The 17628-nt window shown below is 54.8% G+C and carries 15 protein-coding genes and 7 tRNA genes; 1 reads left to right on the forward strand and 21 read right to left on the reverse strand.

Features of this window, described 5'->3' with window-relative positions:
* Positions 1-46 precede the first annotated feature (46 nt).
* From DBR02_RS16875 to miaB, 9 genes are all read right to left on the reverse strand, one after another.
* Positions 47-772, reverse strand: coding sequence for an amino acid ABC transporter ATP-binding protein (locus tag DBR02_RS16875; RefSeq protein WP_006809622.1), 726 nt, complete (start codon positions 770-772; stop codon positions 47-49).
* The gene (gltK, locus tag DBR02_RS16880) at positions 772-1446 is read right to left on the reverse strand and encodes a glutamate/aspartate ABC transporter permease GltK (RefSeq protein WP_022647437.1); all 675 of its coding nucleotides are present in this window, start codon (positions 1444-1446) and stop codon (positions 772-774) included. Before gltK ends, DBR02_RS16875 begins: the two co-directional genes overlap by 1 nt.
* Positions 1446-2186, reverse strand: coding sequence for a glutamate/aspartate ABC transporter permease GltJ (gene gltJ / locus DBR02_RS16885; protein ID WP_015571133.1), 741 nt, complete (start codon positions 2184-2186; stop codon positions 1446-1448). Before gltJ ends, gltK begins: the two co-directional genes overlap by 1 nt.
* Positions 2187-2341: 155 nt before the next feature.
* Positions 2342-3247, reverse strand: coding sequence for an amino acid ABC transporter substrate-binding protein (locus DBR02_RS16890; protein ID WP_003858681.1), 906 nt, complete (start codon positions 3245-3247; stop codon positions 2342-2344).
* A 402-nt stretch (positions 3248-3649) separates the two neighbouring features.
* Entirely contained in the window at positions 3650-5188 is a 1539-nt protein-coding gene (gene lnt, locus DBR02_RS16895) for an apolipoprotein N-acyltransferase (protein WP_107534923.1), read from the reverse strand.
* 5 nt (positions 5189-5193) lie between these two features.
* Positions 5194-6072, reverse strand: a complete 879-nt coding sequence (corC, locus tag DBR02_RS16900; protein ID WP_003858679.1) for a CNNM family magnesium/cobalt transport protein CorC — start codon at positions 6070-6072, stop codon at positions 5194-5196.
* A gap of 84 nt (positions 6073-6156) precedes the next feature.
* The gene (ybeY, locus tag DBR02_RS16905) at positions 6157-6624 is read right to left on the reverse strand and encodes an rRNA maturation RNase YbeY (RefSeq protein WP_107534924.1); all 468 of its coding nucleotides are present in this window, start codon (positions 6622-6624) and stop codon (positions 6157-6159) included.
* Positions 6621-7667: a PhoH family protein gene (locus tag DBR02_RS16910; protein WP_022647440.1), complete on the reverse strand. Its 1047-nt coding sequence runs from the start codon at positions 7665-7667 to the stop codon at positions 6621-6623. The genes ybeY and DBR02_RS16910 overlap by 4 nt, the downstream gene beginning before the upstream one ends.
* Before the next feature lie 163 nt (positions 7668-7830).
* Positions 7831-9255 (reverse strand): tRNA (N6-isopentenyl adenosine(37)-C2)-methylthiotransferase MiaB, encoded by a 1425-nt coding sequence (gene miaB / locus DBR02_RS16915; protein ID WP_063449370.1) that lies wholly within the window; start codon positions 9253-9255, stop codon positions 7831-7833.
* 135 nt (positions 9256-9390) lie between these two features.
* Between miaB and ubiF the strand changes: the two genes are divergently transcribed.
* The gene (ubiF, locus tag DBR02_RS16920; RefSeq protein ID WP_107534925.1) at positions 9391-10566 is read left to right on the forward strand and encodes a 3-demethoxyubiquinol 3-hydroxylase; all 1176 of its coding nucleotides are present in this window, start codon (positions 9391-9393) and stop codon (positions 10564-10566) included.
* A 108-nt stretch (positions 10567-10674) separates the two neighbouring features.
* On the opposite strand, the gene DBR02_RS16925 is transcribed toward ubiF, so the two are convergent.
* The 12 genes from DBR02_RS16925 to nagB form a co-directional block, all read right to left on the reverse strand.
* A tRNA-Gln gene (locus tag DBR02_RS16925) sits at positions 10675-10749 on the reverse strand.
* Positions 10750-10783: 34 nt separating this feature from the next.
* A tRNA-Gln gene (locus tag DBR02_RS16930) sits at positions 10784-10858 on the reverse strand.
* Positions 10859-10899: 41 nt separating this feature from the next.
* Positions 10900-10976 (reverse strand) — tRNA-Met (locus DBR02_RS16935).
* Between the two features lie 17 nt (positions 10977-10993).
* Positions 10994-11068: transfer RNA gene (locus tag DBR02_RS16940), tRNA-Gln, on the reverse strand.
* Positions 11069-11100: 32 nt separating this feature from the next.
* A tRNA-Gln gene (locus DBR02_RS16945) sits at positions 11101-11175 on the reverse strand.
* 23 nt (positions 11176-11198) lie between these two features.
* A tRNA-Leu gene (locus DBR02_RS16950) sits at positions 11199-11283 on the reverse strand.
* A gap of 8 nt (positions 11284-11291) precedes the next feature.
* Positions 11292-11368: transfer RNA gene (locus DBR02_RS16955), tRNA-Met, on the reverse strand.
* Positions 11369-11593: 225 nt separating this feature from the next.
* Positions 11594-13258: an asparagine synthase B gene (gene asnB, locus DBR02_RS16960; RefSeq protein WP_064910829.1), complete on the reverse strand. Its 1665-nt coding sequence runs from the start codon at positions 13256-13258 to the stop codon at positions 11594-11596.
* 250 nt (positions 13259-13508) lie between these two features.
* A complete protein-coding gene (nagD, locus tag DBR02_RS16965) occupies positions 13509-14261 on the reverse strand; it encodes a ribonucleotide monophosphatase NagD (RefSeq protein WP_063449367.1) in 753 nt (250 codons plus the stop codon).
* 45 nt (positions 14262-14306) lie between these two features.
* The gene (nagC, locus tag DBR02_RS16970) at positions 14307-15527 is read right to left on the reverse strand and encodes a DNA-binding transcriptional regulator NagC (protein ID WP_102750595.1); all 1221 of its coding nucleotides are present in this window, start codon (positions 15525-15527) and stop codon (positions 14307-14309) included.
* An 8-nt stretch (positions 15528-15535) separates the two neighbouring features.
* Positions 15536-16684, reverse strand: coding sequence for an N-acetylglucosamine-6-phosphate deacetylase (nagA, locus tag DBR02_RS16975; protein WP_063449365.1), 1149 nt, complete (start codon positions 16682-16684; stop codon positions 15536-15538).
* Positions 16685-16739: 55 nt separating this feature from the next.
* Entirely contained in the window at positions 16740-17540 is an 801-nt protein-coding gene (nagB, locus tag DBR02_RS16980; protein WP_003858663.1) for a glucosamine-6-phosphate deaminase, read from the reverse strand.
* Positions 17541-17628: the final 88 nt, after the last annotated feature.

Consider the following 17628-nt stretch of genomic DNA (forward strand, 5'->3'; position numbering starts at 1 on the left):
TAAAGCGTGAAGCAGTGCGCAATCCGCAGATTGCGCACTGAAAAGATTAATGCAGGATTTTAGCGAGGAAGTCTTTAGCGCGTTCGGATTTCGGATTCGCGAAGAACTCTTCTTTCGGCGAGTCTTCAACGATTTTCCCTTCATCCATGAAGATCACGCGGTTGGCCACTTTACGGGCGAAGCCCATTTCGTGCGTCACCACCATCATGGTCATCCCTTCGTGCGCCAGCTCCACCATCACGTCCAGCACTTCGTTGATCATTTCAGGATCGAGTGCAGAAGTCGGTTCATCGAACAGCATCGCCACCGGATCCATACACAGCGCCCGCGCAATTGCCACGCGCTGCTGCTGGCCGCCCGAAAGCTGTGCCGGAAACTTATCCGCATGCGCAGAGAGCCCGACGCGTTCCAGTAACTTCAGCCCCTTTTCGCGCGCCGCTTTTTTATCGCGCTTCAGCACTTTCACCTGTGCAAGCGTCAGGTTCTCAATGATCGACAGGTGCGGGAACAGCTCAAAATGCTGGAACACCATGCCCACGTGGGAGCGAAGCTGGGCAAGGTTGGTTTTACGGTCGTTCACTTTGGTGCCGTTAACGACAATTTCACCCTGCTGGACAGGTTCCAGACCATTAACGGTTTTGATAAGCGTAGACTTACCGGAACCGGACGGGCCGCAGACCACCACCACATCGCCTTTTTTCACTTCTGTTGAGCAGTCGGTCAGCACCTGAAAGTGCCCATACCATTTAGAAACATTTTTCAGGGAAATCATTATACGGTCCTTTTCTTCAGCCAGCTGACCAACAGCGATGCGCTTAAACTAATCACAAAATAGACCCCGCCCGCGAAGAGGATCATCTCAACCTGCGTTCCGTCACGTTCGCCAATGGTGGAGGCGGTACGGAAGAAGTCTGCCAGGCTCAGCACGTAGACCAGGGAGGTATCCTGGAACAGGACGATGCCTTGCGTCAGCAGCAGCGGAACCATGGCGCGAAACGCCTGCGGCAGAATAATCAGCTTCATGGACTGCCAGTGCGTCATACCGAGCGCCAGCGCAGCGCTGGACTGCCCGCGCGAGATACTCTGAATACCGGCGCGGATGATCTCGGAGTAGTAGGCGGCTTCAAACATGGAAAACGCCACCATGGCAGAGATCAGGCGGATATCGGTTTTCGGCGACAGACCCAGCACATTCTGTAAGAAGCCGGGAACAATCAGGTAAAACCACAGCAGCACCATGACCAGCGGGATGGAGCGGAACACGTTAACGTAAGCCGTGGCGAACCAGGCGAGCGGCTTAAAGCTCGACAGGCGCATCACCGCCAGCAGGGTGCCCCAGACAATACCGACAATAATAGCGATAACGGTGATCTTTAAGGTAATTGCCAGTCCATCCAGCAGATAGGGCATGGAGGGAACAATGGAACTCCAGTCAAATTCGTACATTATTTGCCCCCCAGATTGCCCGGCAGGCGTACTTTGCGTTCAACCAGGTTCATCACCAGCATGATGAAAGCGTTAATCAGAACATACGCGAGCGTGATCGCCGTGAAGGATTCCCACGCGTGAGCGGAGTAATCCAGCAGCTTACCCGCCTGCGCCGCCATATCGACCAGGCCAATGGTTGAGGCGATGGCCGAGTTTTTCACCAGGTTCATCATTTCGGAGGTCATTGGCGGAACGATGACGCGGTAAGCGTTAGGCAACAGGACGTAACGGTAGGCCTGTGGCAGGGTCAGGCCCATCGCCAGTGCCGCATTCTTTTGCCCGCGCGGCAGTGACTGTATGGCGGCACGCACCTGCTCGCAGACGCGCGCAGCGGTGAACAGCCCCAGACACAGCATGGAAGAGACAAAGAACTGTACGTTAGGATCCAGTTCTGCCTTGAACCACATGCCGAGATCTTCCGGCAGCAGTTCCGGGATCACCAGATACCAGGTAAAGAACTGCACGATCAGCGGAACGTTACGGAACAGTTCCACATAGAGCGTGCCAATTGAAGAGAGAAAACGGTTAGGGACGGTACGCAGAATACCGAACAGCGAACCGACAAGAAACGCGATAATCCACGCCGTTATCGATAGCGCAACGGTAACCTGAAAGCCGCTCCACAGCCAGCCGAGATAGGTGGTGTTGCCGAACGGGGCTTGTTGCAGAAAGATGCCCCAGTTCCAGTCAATTGACATAGTAAACTCCAGAAAAAAGAGGGTAGCAGCGCTACCCTCGAAGATTGGTGAGAAGCTCAATTTTTGCGCTGAGTGGGGAACGACCACTCAACGTATAGTCTGTCCATGCTTCCCGACAATCGAGAGGGCAGGAGATCCCGCCCCTGTCGTTCTAATTAGTTAAGAGCTTTGTCGTTTGGTGATTTGAACAGCGCTTTCATGTCGTCAGACAGTTCAAAGTTCATGTTCAGGTTTTTTGGTGGAATAGGGTTCTTAAACCACTTGTCGAACCATTTTGCCGCTTCGCCAGAGGTTTGCGCCTGAGCGATGGTGTCATCGATCAGCTTTTTGAAGTCTTCATCGCCTTTACGGAGCATACAGCCGTAAGCTTCTTTCGACTGCGCGGTTCCGACGATTTCCCAGTTGTCTGGTTTCTTCGCCTTCGCGCGTTCGCCAGCCAGCAGGGCGTCATCCATCATAAACGCGACAGCACGACCGCTTTCGAGGGTACGGAAGGAGTCGCCGTGGTCTTTCGCGCTGATGATGCGCATGTCCATTTTCTTCTCGTCGTTCAGCTTGTGCAGCAATACTTCGGATGTGGTACCGGAGGTCACGACAACCGCTTTGCCTTTCAGGTCAGCAAAGTCTTTGATATCGCCGCCTTTTTTCGTCAGCAGGCGAGTGCCCACAACGAAGATGGTATCGGAGAAAGCAGCCTGTTTCTGACGTTCAAGGTTGTTGGTGGTCGAGCCACACTCAAAATCAAACGTGCCGTTTTGCAGCAGAGGGATACGGTTCTGTGAAGTGATGGGGATCAGCTTCACTTGCAGGTCAGGTTTGTTCAGCTTTTTCTTCACGGCTTCAACGATGGCGTTGGAGTAATCCTGTGAATAGCCCACGACTTTTTGCGTGTTGTCGTAGTAAGAGAACGGGACAGAAGATTCACGGTGGCCGACCACGATCACGCCGTTTTTGGCAATCTTGTCGAGAGTGCTTCCTGCTGCCGGAGCGTCTTCAGCGTGGACGACGCCCGCAGACATTCCCATAACCAGCATTGCTGTGGCCAGTTTACGTAATTGCATACCCAACTCCTTTCTTATCAGCGCCAGTGACGCATAGATACCCATTGTGATGTTGTTATATCTCGCGCAATGCGAGTGCAGTGTTATGCAAGCTTGTTAACATTTAGTCTGGCTTAATGTAAAGATTTTGCTGCGTTATTGTTTATTTTTGCGAAGCGCGCCGCACCATTCCGAGGCAATAATCTCCCGTTGCACCGTTTCGGTGCCACCGGCGATCGATGCTGGTGCGACAGGGTTGCACGTTAAGCCAGACAGCGTTTGCGTGAAGAAATAAAGCAACAGGCGTGCCAGAATTGAAGGTTGGGAGGAAATTGTCGGGTAGCGGCGACGCCTTACCCGACCTGCGGGAGTAAAAATGGTGGCCGGGTAAGCGTCAGCGCCACCCGGCATCAGAAGGCAAGATTATTTACGACGCTGACGCAGGCTCATCAGTACGGCGCCAAAGCCGAACAGCGCGGTCAGGATCCACAGCGGCCAGTTGCCGGTGCGGGCGTACGGCGTCAGGCCCGAGGCTGGCGTGACTTTGGTTGTCAGCACTTCACGGGTGAACTGCGGGATAATGGCCTGGATTTCGCCCTGCGGGCCAATCACGGCGGTGATGCCGTTATTGGTGCTACGCAGCAGCGGACGCGCCAGCTCCAGAGAACGCATTCGCGCCATCTGGAAGTGCTGCCACGGGCCAATCGATTTACCGAACCAGGCGTCGTTTGAAATGGTCAGCAGATAGTCGGTGTCCGGGCGGAAGTTATCGCGCACCTGCTCGCCGAGGATAATCTCGTAGCAAATGGCGGCCGTCAGGGCAAAACCGTGCGCGTGAAGCTGCGGCTGAACGTACGGGCCGCGGCTGAACGAGGACATCGGCAAATCGAAGAACGGCGCCAGCGGGCGCAGAATCGACTCCAGCGGAACAAACTCGCCAAACGGTACAAGGTGATTTTTGTTGTAGCGATTGGTGGAGGTATAGCTGTATTCGCTGTCCTTACCGAGCGTAATGATCGCGTTGTAGGTGTCATAGCGGTTCTGCTGGTTCAGACGCGCATCCACAATGCCGGTAATCAGCGTACTGCCGCGGGCGCGCAGCAAATCGTCCATCATCTTCAGGAAGGGTTGCTGATTGATCTCCAGGTCCGGGATCGCAGACTCAGGCCAGATGATGAGCTGTGATTTGCCCATCACCTCTTCGGTGGCGTTGGCGTAGATTTTCAGCGTGTTCAGCAGCTGATTCTCATCCCATTTCAGTGACTGCGGGATATCGCCCTGCACCAGAGAAACCTGCGTGGCGCGCGCGGGCTCCAGCGTGTACCACTGGATATAGCGCAGCGGGAAGGGCAGGGCAAACAGGATCAGCGCGACAACCAGCGGCTTCCCGTTACGCGTCACCAGGGCCAGCACCAGCAGGCCGCTGACCGCCATTAACAGGAAGTTGATCGCCTCCACGCCCATGACGGGAGCCAGACCTTTCAGCGGGCCGTCTATCTGGCTATAGCCGAACTGCAACCACGGAAAGCCGGTCAGTACCCAGCCGCGCAGAAATTCGGTGATTTGCCAGACAACGGGAGCCGCTATCGCCACGCGCAGCCAGCTGGTTTTAGGCCAAAGACGAGAAAGGACACCCGCGAACAGGCCGGTGTAGAGCGACAGATACGCGGCGAGCAGCACAACCAGGAAGACGTTAACCGGCCCCGGCATTCCGCCAAATTGCGCGATACTGACGTAGACCCAGTTGATGCCAGAGCCGAACAGCCCCAGCCCCCAGAAGTAGCCGATGGCCGCGGCCTGTACCGGGCGACGGTTCAGGGTAAGACCCTGTAGCCCCATCAGGGAGAGAAGAGCGGCAGGCCAGATATCGTAAGGAGAAAAAGCCAGCGTACCGCTGGCTCCGAGTAACAGCGCCAGCAGCAAACGGACGCGCTGGCGTTCTAATAATGGGGCAAATGCCATTTACATTAATCTTCCAGTTTTGGCACCGGTGAGTCGTCCGGCATTCTGACGTGAACCTGAATAATACGTCGGCTGTCAGCCATTGCGACCTTGAACTGGTAACCATCGATGTCAACGGTTTCACCGCGGGCCGGAAGATGGCCGAAGGCCTGCATCACCAGACCGCCAATGGTGTCCACTTCTTCATCGCTGAAGCTGGTGCCGAAGGTGTCGTTGAAGTCTTCAATGGAGGCCAGCGCGCGCACGGTCCAGGTGTGGCGGCTCAGCTGACGGAAGTCGATATCCTCTTCTTCGTCATACTCATCTTCAATTTCGCCCACGATCAGCTCAAGGATGTCCTCGATTGTAACCAGACCGGAAACGCCGCCAAATTCATCAATAACAATCGCCATGTGGTAGCGCTGGGAGCGAAACTCCTTCAGCATCCGATCCACACGTTTACTTTCCGGCACAACGACGGCCGGACGTAACACTTTTTCCATACTGAAGGCTTCGGCATCGCTGCGCATAAACGGCAGCAGATCTTTCGCCATCAAAATCCCTTCGATGTGATCTTTATCTTCGCTGATGACCGGGAAGCGCGAGTGAGCCGATTCGATAATCACATCGAGGCACTCGTCCAGCGTCTGGTTGCGTTTCAGGGTAATCATCTGCGAGCGGGGGATCATGATGTCGCGGACGCGCTGGTCGGCGATGTCCATCACCCCTTCGAGCATTTCGCGCGTATCTTCATCGATAAGATCGTTTTGCCCGGAATCACGAATCAGCTCCAGCAGTTCATCACGGTTTTTGGGCTCGCCGTGGAAAAGCTGGTTCAGAATGAGGGAGAAAAATCCCTTTTTTGTGGTTGTCGTGTCGCTACTGTGTGAATTGTCGTCGCTCATGGCGTTTGTTAAGGGTTCTCTTGTTAGTTCAACGTTAACCGCCGCGCTATGTCCCTGCGCGGCGGAATGGTAGTCAGTGACTGACTATTCTTTCTCGGCAATGTACGGATCCTCATAGCCCAGAGCAAGCATTATCTCTGTCTCGAGGGATTCCATCTCTTCCGCTTCGTCATCTTCAATATGGTCGTAACCCAGAAGATGCAGGCTACCGTGCACCACCATGTGTGCCCAGTGTGCTTCCAGCGGCTTTTGCTGCTCTTTGGCTTCCTGCTCAACCACCTGACGGCAGATAATCAGATCGCCCAGCAGCGGCATCTCAATACCCGGAGGCGCTTCGAACGGGAAAGAGAGCACGTTAGTCGGCTTATCTTTCCCGCGGTAGGTCAGGTTGAGCTCATGGCTGTCCGCTTCATCCACCAGACGAATCGTGACTTCTGATTCTTCCTGAAACTGAGGGATAACGGCATCCAGCCATTTCTGAAACTGTGCCTCTTCTGGCATGCCGGAATTATCTTCACAGGCCAGCTGTAAATCGAGGATCACCTGACTCATTTCTGTTCATGCTCCTGCGCTTCGCGCTTACGTTCTGCGGCCAGTTCGGCCCTGCGCTTCTGATCGGCCTCTTCCCAGGCCTCATAAGCGTTAACGATACGCGCGACGACCGGATGGCGTACCACATCTTCACTGTGGAAGAAGTTAAAGCTGATTTCGTCTACTTCGGCCAGCACTTCGATGGCGTGACGCAGACCCGATTTGGTGTTGCGCGGCAGGTCAATCTGAGTGACGTCACCGGTGATAACCGCTTTCGAGTTAAAGCCGATACGCGTCAGGAACATCTTCATCTGTTCGATGGTGGTGTTCTGGCTCTCATCCAGAATGATGAACGCGTCGTTAAGCGTACGGCCACGCATGTAGGCCAGCGGGGCGACTTCAATCACGTTACGCTCAATGAGCTTTTCAACTTTCTCGAAGCCGAGCATTTCGAACAGCGCGTCGTACAGCGGGCGCAGATAGGGGTCCACTTTCTGACTCAAATCGCCCGGCAGGAAGCCGAGTTTCTCACCCGCTTCTACGGCAGGACGGGTCAGCAGGATACGGCGGATCTCCTGACGCTCGAGCGCATCTACCGCCGCAGCAACGGCCAGATAGGTTTTACCCGTCCCCGCCGGACCCACGCCGAAGGTGATGTCATGGTCAAGAATGTTGGCGATGTACTGCGCCTGGTTAGGCGTACGCGGCTTGATGACGCCGCGCTTGGTCTTGATATTGATGGCCTTACCGTAGTCCGGCACGCTCTCGGCGCTCTGCTCGAGCACGCGCGCCTCTTTGATGGCAAGGTGGATCTGTTCAGGCTCAATATCCTGAATTTCGCCACGCATCGGGGCGGTATCAACATACAGGCTGCGGAGAATATCTGCCGCGGCATTGACGCAGATTGGGCGTCCGGTGAGTTTGAAATGGTTATCGCGACGATTGATTTCGATACCCAGACGTCGCTCCAGTTGTTTGATGTTGTCATCAAACGGCCCGCACAGGCTCAGCAGGCGAGCGTTGTCTGCGGGCTCAAGGCTAATTTCACGCGTATCTATGTTCAAACTGTTCCTCTTTAATTGGTTAACTGACCTGTGGCCACACGCCGTAATAAAACGGTCATTACCGAAATTATTCACGCCATAGAATAAAGGCGCAAGCGTTGCGGTAGATATTGGGGGTGATGAGAGGAAATACAAGGCCTGCCAGGAGGGCAGGCCAGAAGGATTACGGCTGGTAAATACCTACGCCAGAATCGTTGACTTTGCGGGTGCGAGAGATGACGGATTCAGGCGTCTGTGCGATGCGCAGACCCATTTCATCCTCGGTGCGCACCAGCTTCCCGCGCAGGGAATTAGTCAGCACTTCGACAATCTCAACGTCCACAAATTTACCGATCATGTCCGGGGTGCCTTCAAAGTTCACCACGCGGTTATTTTCGGTTCGACCGGACAGTTCCATGATGCTCTTACGGGAAGTGCCTTCCACCAGAATACGCTGGACGGTGCCGAGCATGCGACGGCTCCACGCGTTGGCCTGCTGGTTGATACGCTCCTGCAAAATATACAGACGCTGTTTTTTCTCTTCTTCCGGCACGTCGTCAACCATATCGGCAGCAGGCGTGCCCGGGCGCGCGGAGAAGATGAAGCTGTAGCTGACGTCAAAATTCACGTCGCCGATAAGCTTCATGGTGCGCTCGAAGTCGTCAGCGGTTTCGCCAGGGAAGCCGACGATGAAGTCGGAGCTAATCTGGATATCCGGGCGCGCTTCACGCAGCTTGCGGATGGTGGATTTATACTCCAGCACCGTGTGTGGACGGCCCATCAGGTTCAGCACGCGATCAGAGCCGCACTGAATCGGCAGGTGCAGGAAGCTCACCAGCTCCGGCGTATCGCGGTAGACGTCGATGATGTCGTCGGTAAATTCCATCGGATGGCTGGTGGTAAAGCGAATGCGGTCGATGCCGTCAATCGCCGCCACCAGTCGCAGCAGTTCAGCAAAGCTGCCCGTGGTGCCGTCGTAGTTCTCACCGCGCCAGGCGTTAACGTTCTGGCCCAGCAGGTTCACTTCGCGTACGCCCTGGGCGGCAAGCTGAGCGATTTCAAACAGAATATCGTCCGCCGGGCGGCTCACTTCTTCACCGCGGGTATAAGGCACCACGCAGTAAGTACAGTATTTGTTACAGCCTTCCATGATGGAGACGAAAGCGGTCGGGCCATCCGCGCGCGGCTCTGGCAGACGGTCAAATTTCTCGATCTCCGGGAAGCTCACGTCAACCACCGGGCTGCGATTCCCGCGAACCTGATTGATCATCTCTGGCAGACGGTGCAGGGTCTGAGGGCCAAAGACGATATCCACATAGGGGGCTCTCTGGCGGATCAGCTTACCTTCCTGCGATGCCACGCAGCCACCCACGCCAATGATCAGGTCCGGATTTTTCCGTTTGAGAAGCTTCCAGCGGCCTAACACATGAAAGACTTTTTCCTGTGCTTTTTCACGAATTGAACAGGTGTTCAGCAGCAGCACATCGGCTTCTTTCGCATTTTCAGTCAGCTGGTATCCGTGGGTGGTATCCAGCAGATCGGCCATCTTGGATGAATCGTATTCGTTCATCTGACAGCCCCAGGTTTTTATATGGAGTTTTTTAGTCATCGACTTGCTCAGCTCAGGATTGCAAGCCGCGTATTGTAATGCTTTGGTGCGGTTGTGACCAGTATGAAGGTTGTCAACCTCAGGACCGCAAAAATCCGGTAAACTTAAGGCATTCTCCAATAAGGAATAGTGACCATGACACTCCTGAACACCGAAGTTGCCGTTGTCGGCGGCGGTATGGTCGGCGGCGCACTGGCGCTGGGGCTGGCGCAGCAGGGATTTGATGTAACCGTTATTGAACAGGCGGCTCCACCGGCATTCGATCCTGCCAGCAAGCCGGACGTGCGTATTTCCGCCATCAGCGCGGCGTCTGTTGATCTGCTTCGCGGGCTGGGCGTCTGGGAGGCGGTGCTGGCGATGCGCGCGCATCCCTACAGTCGTCTTGAAACCTGGGAGTGGGAAAATGCCCACGTGTTGTTTGACGCCGCCGAGCTGAAACTGCCGCGCCTGGGTTATATGGTGGAAAACAACGTGCTCCAGCAGGCGCTCTGGCAGGCGCTGGAGGCGCATCCGAAGGTGACGCTGCGCGTTCCGGCCTCGCTGAAAGCCCTGCATCGTCATGAAAGCGGATATCACCTGACGCTGGACAACGACGACGAGCTGGCCGTGAAGCTGGTGGTGGGGGCAGATGGCGCGAATTCACAGGTCAGGCAGATGGCAGGCATTGGGATCCATGCCTGGCAGTATCAGCAGTCCTGCATGCTGATCACCGTTCAGTCAGAAAACGCACCGGGCGAAAGCACCTGGCAGCATTTTACGCCGAACGGCCCGCATGCATTCTTGCCACTGTTTGATAACTGGGCTTCGCTGGTGTGGTACGACAAACCGGCGCGTATTCGGCAGTTGCAGGGGCTGTCAATGGCGCAGTTGCAGCGTGAAATCCAGCAGCATTTCCCGAGCCGTCTGGGGAACGTAACGCCGGTTGCTGCCGGTGCATTCCCGCTGATGCGACGCCACGCGTTGCAATATGCCCGTGAAGGGCTGGCGCTGGTGGGGGACGCGGCGCACACCATTCATCCGCTAGCGGGGCAGGGGGTTAACCTGGGATACCGTGACGTCGATGCGCTACTGGACGTGCTGGGCAACGCACGCGCTCACGCGGAAGTCTGGGCCAGCCATCAGGTACTCAAGCGCTACCAGACGCGCCGGATGGCGGATAACTTCGTTATGCAGTCGGGGATGGATCTGTTCTATGCCGGGTTCAGCAATGACGTGGGTCCGGTGCGAATATTGCGAAATATCGGACTGATGGCGGCGGAGCGCGCCGGTGGTCTGAAGCGTCAGGCCCTGAAATACGCCCTCGGACTCTAATCTTAATTCCCTCTCCCCGTGGGAGAGGGGTAGGGTGAGGGCATCAGGCCGCACTATTCTGAGCAACAAAAACAAAAAAGCCCGCAGAGCGGGCTTGTTTGTTTTAAGTGGCTGGGGTGCAGGGATTCGAACCCCGGAATGCTGGTATCAGAAACCAGAGCCTTACCGCTTGGCGACACCCCAATTGCGTTAAACAAACGGCTTAACGACTTTAAAGTGGCTGGGGTACGAGGATTCGAACCTCGGAATGCCGGAATCAGAATCCGGTGCCTTACCGCTTGGCGATACCCCAACAATGTTCAGTTTACCGAATGGTATTCGATAACGTAAATATGGTGGCTACGACGGGATTCGAACCTGTGACCCCATCATTATGAGTGATGTGCTCTAACCAACTGAGCTACGTAGCCAGTACTGCAATCTTCGATGGCTGGGGTACCTGGATTCGAACCAGGGAATGCCGGTATCAAAAACCGGTGCCTTACCGCTTGGCGATACCCCAATACCGCGGAGAACCGCATGATCGAAGAAATATGGCTGGGGTACCTGGATTCGAACCAGGGAATGCCGGTATCAAAAACCGGTGCCTTACCGCTTGGCGATACCCCATCCGTGCAACGCTTACCTGGGAATGGTGCGGGAGGCGAGACTTGAACTCGCACACCTTGCGGCGCCAGAACCTAAATCTGGTGCGTCTACCAATTTCGCCACTCCCGCAAAAAAGATGGTGGCTACGACGGGATTCGAACCTGTGACCCCATCATTATGAGTGATGTGCTCTAACCAACTGAGCTACGTAGCCATCTTTTTTTCGCGTTACCTTATCGGCGTTGCGGGGCGCATTATGCGTATAGACCCTTGCAGCGTCAACACCTTTTTCAATGAAAATAGCCGGAATGTGACTGTTTGGTTAGGTTGCGAACAGCGAGGCCGAATATTCGACAATTATTGGTTATTAATCGTTTTTAGGCAGGGAAAAGAGAGGCAAAAAATTCAGGCCCCGGAGGGCCTGATTATGGTCTGGACATTATTTATAAGCAGACTGGTGAACGCCTACCGCACGTCCTGATGGATCGTTCATGGATTTGAAAGATTCATCCCATTCAATGGCTTTGGCAGACGAGCAGGCGACCGATGGCCCCCCCGGTACGCACTCGGCTGCGCTGGGAACCGGGAACAGCTCTTCAAAGATCTCACGGTACAGATACGCCTCTTTCGAACCCGGCGTGTTGTACGGGAAGCGGAAGCTCGCGGTTTCCAGCTGTTGGTCAGAAACCTGCTTCGCCGCCACCTCTTTCAGGGTGTCGATCCAGCTGTAGCCTACGCCATCGGAGAACTGCTCTTTCTGACGCCACGCCACGCTCGCCGGCAAGTAGGATTCAAAACATTCGCGCAGGATATGTTTTTCCATTTTGCCGTTGCCGCACATTTTATCCTGCGGGTTGATGCGCATTGCCACGTCGAGGAATTTCTTATCGAGGAACGGCACGCGGGCTTCCACGCCCCAGGCGGACATGGCCTTGTTGGCGCGCGCGCAGTCAAACATGTGCAGCGCCTGTAGTTTACGCACCGTCTCTTCATGCAGCTCTTTGGCGTTTGGCGCTTTATGGAAATAGAGATAACCGCCAAACACTTCGTCAGAACCTTCGCCGGAGAGCACCATCTTGATGCCCATCGCCTTGATCTTACGCGACATCAGGTACATCGGCGTGGAGGCGCGAATGGTGGTCACATCATAGGTTTCAATGTGATAGATCACGTCGCGGATCGCGTCCAGGCCTTCCTGCACGGTGAAGTGAATTTCGTGGTGCACGGTGCCCAGATGGTTCGCCACTTCCTGGGCAGCCTTCAGGTCAGGTGCCCCTTCCAGACCCACGGCAAAGGAGTGCAGCTGCGGCCACCAGGCTTCGGAACGCTCCTGATCTTCCACGCGACGGGCGGCGAATTTTTTGGTGATCGCGGAGATCACGGAGGAGTCCAGGCCGCCGGAGAGCAGAACGCCGTACGGCACGTCAGACATCAGGTGGCTCTTCACGGACTCTTCCAGCGCCTGACGCAGTTCGGCTTTATCCGTCACGTTGTCTTTCACCGCGTCATAGTCAAACCAGTCGCGCTGGTAGTACGGACGGATTTCACCGTCTTTACTCCACAGGTAGCTGCCCGCCGGGAACTCTTTAATGGTGCGACAAACCGGTACCAGCGCTTTCATCTCTGAAGCAACGTAGAAGTTGCCGTGTTCATCGTGCCCCATGTACAGCGGGATAATACCGATATGGTCACGGCCAATCAGGTAAGCGTCTTTTTCGCTGTCGTACAGCGCGAAGGCAAACATGCCTTGCAGCTCGTCGAGGAACTCCGGGCCTTTCTCCTGATACAGCGCCAGGATCACTTCACAGTCAGAACCGGTCTGAAAGGCGTAGCGGTCACCGTACTCGGCGCGCAGCGCCTGATGGTTGTAAATTTCACCGTTAACAGCCAGCGCGTGCGTTTTTTTCTCGTTATACAGCGGCTGTGCACCGGCGTTGACGTCAACAATGGAGAGACGTTCGTGAGCCAGAATCGCTTTGTCGCTGGCGTAAACGCCTGACCAGTCCGGGCCGCGATGGCGCATCAGGCGGGACAATTCGAGTGCTTTTTTACGCAGTTCGCCCGCGTCAGTTTTAATATCCAGTACGCCAAAAATAGAACACATAACCTTCTCCGTTAACCCTGTTGCATTGTGATGTTGCTTGCTTATGAAAATGCCGCAAAAGGGGGAGGGCGCGCAAGCGTTTTACGGGTGAAAACGTAAATAGTGCAATGACGATTGCCGAATCTTAAAAATAGAGCATGCTGAAGGCGATTTTATTGATGATTATTCAGTAAAAGGCGAGTTTCGTTAGATGGCGGTATGTTTTACGACGCCAGAAATGAAAAACCACGCCCTGGGGCGTGGTTCTGAATCAAATAACGTCGATTTCGTCGACAGAAGGATAAATCCAGCTTGGCCGGAAGGGCATCGTATCAATGTCATCAAGCTGCGAGACGCCAGAAAGCACCAGAATGGTTTCAAGCCCCGCCTGGAAACCGGCCAGAATATCGGTGCGCAGGTTGTCGCCAACTATGACGGTATCTTCCGAGTGTGCCTGCATCGTATTCAGCGCGGCGCGAATGATCCACGGGCTTGGTTTGCCGACAACAAACGGCTTACGGCCAGAGATTTTTTCGATGCCGGCGCACAGCGCACCGCAGGCGGGATAAAAACCACGACCGTGCGTATCCGGGTTGGTGGCGATAAAACGCGCACCGTTGGCGACAAAGTAAGCTGCTTTATGCATCATCTCCCAGTTAAAGGAGCGCGTTTCACCCACGATAACAAAGTCCGGGTTCACGTCGGTGATGGTAAAGCCCGCTTTATACAGCTCGTGGATCAGCGCGCCTTCGCCGACCACGTAGGCTTTCTTGCCTTCCTGACGCTTCAGGAAATCCGCCGTTGCCATAGCGGAGGTATAAAATACGCTGTCCGGGACATTAACGCCCGCAGTCGCAAAGCGGTTTGCCAGATCCTGACCAGTCTGTGAAGGGTAGTTCGTGAGAAGAACCAGTGGCATTCCTTTGTCGATGATGCGGTGAAGAAACTCCGCAGCACCCGGCACGGCAACGTTGTCGTGCATCAGCACGCCGTCGATATCACAAATTACATTCTTAATGGTCATGGACAATCCGACATCAAAAAAAGAAGGCGTTACTATAAGGTCCGATCAGGATTCCAGCAAATGTTGCAGCAGGATCCCGTTGAGCATGGCACGTTTTACCAGGGCGAATGCGCCAATTGCCGAGCGGTGATCCAGCGTAGAGCGCACTACCGGCAGGTTCTGGCGAAATGCCTTCAGCGCCTGGGTATTGATGCAGCCCTCAATGGCAGGCAGTAACACTTTTTCGGCTTCCACGATCTCCCCGGCAATCACCACTTTTTGCGGATTAAACAGGTTGATGGCAATGGCGATGGTTTTACCCAGGTGCCGTCCTACCTGTTCGATCACTTCGCAGGCCAGCGCATCGCCTTTATTTGCCGCCTTGCAGATGGCGCCGATCTTACAATCGTCCAGCGTGACGCGGCTCTGGTAACCCTGCTCCAGCAGATGGCGAACGCGATGTTCAATGGCGGCATTCGCGGCAACGGTTTCAAGACAGCCAAAGTTACCGCAGTGGCAGCGTTCGCCAAGCGGTTCAACCTGGATATGACCAATCTCGCCCACGTTGCCGTTACGACCAATAAAAATACGGCCATTGGAGATAATGCCTGCGCCCGTACCGCGGTGTACGCGCACCAGAATAGAGTCTTCGCAGTCCTGGCTCGCACCAAAGTAGTGCTCCGCCAGCGCTAGGGAGCGAATATCGTGCCCGACAAAACAGGTCAGCTTAAAGCGCTTTTCCAGCGCTTCAACCAGCCCCCAGTTCTCCACGTTAATATGCGGCATGTAGCGAATAACGCCGCTCTCCGGGTCGACCAGACCGGGCAGAATGACCGAAATGGCAATCAGCTCGCGGATCTTGCGCTGACAGCTTTCAATAAAGTGCGCGATGGTATTCAGTAAGGCGTGTTCGAGCGTTTCCTGCGTGCGCTCGGGCAGCGGGTAGTGCTCTTCGGCAATGGCTTTGCTGCTCAGATCGTAGAGCGTAAGCGTGGTGTCATGACGGCCTAAGCGGACGCCAATCGCCTGAAAATTGCGGGTTTCAGTGACGATGGAAATCGCGCGGCGGCCTCCGGTGGAGGCCTGCTGATCCACTTCTTTGATCAGACCGCGCTCAATGAGCTGACGCGTGATTTTTGTCACGCTGGCGGGAGCAAGCTGGCTTTGTTCGGCTATCTGAATGCGTGAGATTGGCCCGTGCTGGTCAATCAGGCGATAAACTGCCGCGCTGTTAAGTTGTTTAACGAGATCGACATTACCGATTTGAGCTTGTCCGCCTGGTGTCATACTTTTACTTACTCAGTGACGACCTCGTTACCATTAACGATGGTCTTAATAATTTTATAATCGTGTGTGAACGCCGTCAGGTTTGCAACCATACCTGGCGCAATACCCCCGAGCTGTTTATCGACGCCAATGGCGCGCGCCGGATACAGCGTGGCCATGCGCAGCACTTCCTCAAGCGCAATGCCGCAATGCTCAACGAGGTTACGCACCCCTTCGATCATCGTCAGAGAAGAACCGCTCAGCGTGCCGTTCTCATCCACACACAGTCCATTCCGGTAGTATATTGTTTTACCAGCAAAAATGAACTGGTCAATATTTGCCCCTGCCGGAGCGGTAGCATCCGTTACCAGGCAGAGCTTGTCGCCCTTGAGACGCTTGGCGTTGCGGATGTTGGTGTAATCCACATGCAAGCCGTCGGCGATAATGCCGCAGTAGACGTCTGGTTCATCCAGAATGGCGCCGACCAGCCCGGGTTCGCGGCCAGTAATATACGGCATCGCGTTATAAAGGTGTGTGGCAAAGGTAATGCCTGCGCGGAAGCCGGCTTTCGCCTCTTTCAGCGTCGCGTTCGAATGGCCCGCAGACACCACAATCCCGGCAGCGGCCAGTTTGCTGATAACGTCCGTGCCGGTCATTTCCGGCGCCAGCGTCACTTTAGCGATCACGTCGGCATTGGCGCACATGTAGTCAACCAGCTCGGCATCCGGCTTGCGCACGTAGTTCGGGTTATGGGTGCCTTTTTTGACCATGTTCAGCCACGGTCCTTCCAGGTGCAGACCCAGCGCCTGGTTCGGGTGTTTGGCCAGATACTCGCGCATAACGCGGATACCCTGTTTCATCAGGTCATCGCTGCTGGTGATAAGCGTCGGCAGATAGCTGGTGCAGCCCGATTTCTCGTTGGCTTTCTGCATGATTTCCAGCGTTTCAACCGTCACCGCTTCTGCGGTATCGTTAAACTGGACACCGCCGCAGCCGTTAAGCTGTACGTCGATGAAACCGGGGGAGATTACTGCTCCATTGAGTGAGCGCTGTTCGATCTCCGGCGGCAGTTCTGCCAGCGGGCAAACACGTTCAATCAGGCCATTGGCGATAACAATCGCATGGTCATCCAGAATTTCATGGCCGGTATAAATCCGACCGTGGGTTAAAGCGTACATATCGACCCCCGGTTAAAAAAAGCGACCGCCTCTGACAGAAGAGGCGGTTATTCAATTACAGACCTTTGATGTTCTCAGCTTCTAACTCGTTGAAGTATTTCAGCGTTTTCACTTTCAGTTCCATGGTGGAAGGTTCGTCACACACGACAACCGCTTTTGGATGCAGCTGCAAGCAGCTGATAGTCCACATATGGTTCACGTTACCTTCAACGGCAGCCTGAAGCGCTTGCGCTTTCACGGCACCCAGCACCAGAATCATCACTTCTTCAGCGTCCAGCAGCGTACCTACGCCCACGGTCAGCGCGTATTTAGGCACCTGATTGACGTCGCCGTCAAAGAAGCGGGAGTTAGCCACACGCGTGTCATGAGTCAGCGTTTTAATACGGGTGCGGGAAGCCAGTGAAGATGCCGGTTCGTTGAACGCGATGTGGCCATCGTTGCCCACGCCGCCCATAAACAGGTGGATTTTACCGTAGGAACGGATTTTTTCTTCATACTGACGGCATTCTGCGTCAATATCAGGCGCGTTTCCATTCAGCAGGTTAATATTTTCAGCCGGAATATCAACGTGATCGAAGAAATTACGGTGCATAAAGCTGTGGTAACTTTCCGGATGTTCCTTTGGCAGGCCGACATATTCGTCCATATTGAAGGTCACAACGTGCTTGAAGCTAACCTGGCCCGCTTTATGCATTTCAACCAGCGCTTTATACGCGGTCAGTGGCGTGCCGCCGGTTGGAAGACCGAGAACGAAAGGACGATCGGCTGTTGGTTTGAACGCGTTGATGCGGTTAACGATATGACGAGCAGCCCATTTTCCGACTTGTTCAGCTGTTGCCAGGGGAATCAGTCTCATTATTCACCTCTAAAGTTTAAGTAAAAGTGGGCGGATGATTAGTGCAACCTGAACTAAGCGTAACCTGGAACCTTTCAGGCCGGATCAA

Origin of the sequence: Enterobacter cloacae complex sp., assembly GCF_900322725.1 — a bacterium.
GTDB classification, from domain to species: Bacteria; Pseudomonadota; Gammaproteobacteria; order Enterobacterales; family Enterobacteriaceae; genus Enterobacter; species Enterobacter quasihormaechei.

Coding starts and splice junctions, on each gene's coding strand:
- DBR02_RS16875 (WP_006809622.1), bottom strand. CDS start 772: ATGATTTCCCTGAAAAATGTTTCTAAATGGTATGGGCACTTTCAGGTG.
- gltK (WP_022647437.1), bottom strand. CDS start 1,446: ATGTACGAATTTGACTGGAGTTCCATTGTTCCCTCCATGCCCTATCTG.
- gltJ (WP_015571133.1), bottom strand. CDS start 2,186: ATGTCAATTGACTGGAACTGGGGCATCTTTCTGCAACAAGCCCCGTTC.
- DBR02_RS16890 (WP_003858681.1), bottom strand. CDS start 3,247: ATGCAATTACGTAAACTGGCCACAGCAATGCTGGTTATGGGAATGTCT.
- lnt (WP_107534923.1), bottom strand. CDS start 5,188: ATGGCATTTGCCCCATTATTAGAACGCCAGCGCGTCCGTTTGCTGCTG.
- corC (WP_003858679.1), bottom strand. CDS start 6,072: ATGAGCGACGACAATTCACACAGTAGCGACACGACAACCACAAAAAAG.
- ybeY (WP_107534924.1), bottom strand. CDS start 6,624: ATGAGTCAGGTGATCCTCGATTTACAGCTGGCCTGTGAAGATAATTCC.
- miaB (WP_063449370.1), bottom strand. CDS start 9,255: ATGACTAAAAAACTCCATATAAAAACCTGGGGCTGTCAGATGAACGAA.
- ubiF (WP_107534925.1), top strand. CDS start 9,391: ATGACACTCCTGAACACCGAAGTTGCCGTTGTCGGCGGCGGTATGGTC.
- asnB (WP_064910829.1), bottom strand. CDS start 13,258: ATGTGTTCTATTTTTGGCGTACTGGATATTAAAACTGACGCGGGCGAA.
- nagD (WP_063449367.1), bottom strand. CDS start 14,261: ATGACCATTAAGAATGTAATTTGTGATATCGACGGCGTGCTGATGCAC.
- nagC (WP_102750595.1), bottom strand. CDS start 15,527: ATGACACCAGGCGGACAAGCTCAAATCGGTAATGTCGATCTCGTTAAA.
- nagA (WP_063449365.1), bottom strand. CDS start 16,684: ATGTACGCTTTAACCCACGGTCGGATTTATACCGGCCATGAAATTCTG.
- nagB (WP_003858663.1), bottom strand. CDS start 17,540: ATGAGACTGATTCCCCTGGCAACAGCTGAACAAGTCGGAAAATGGGCT.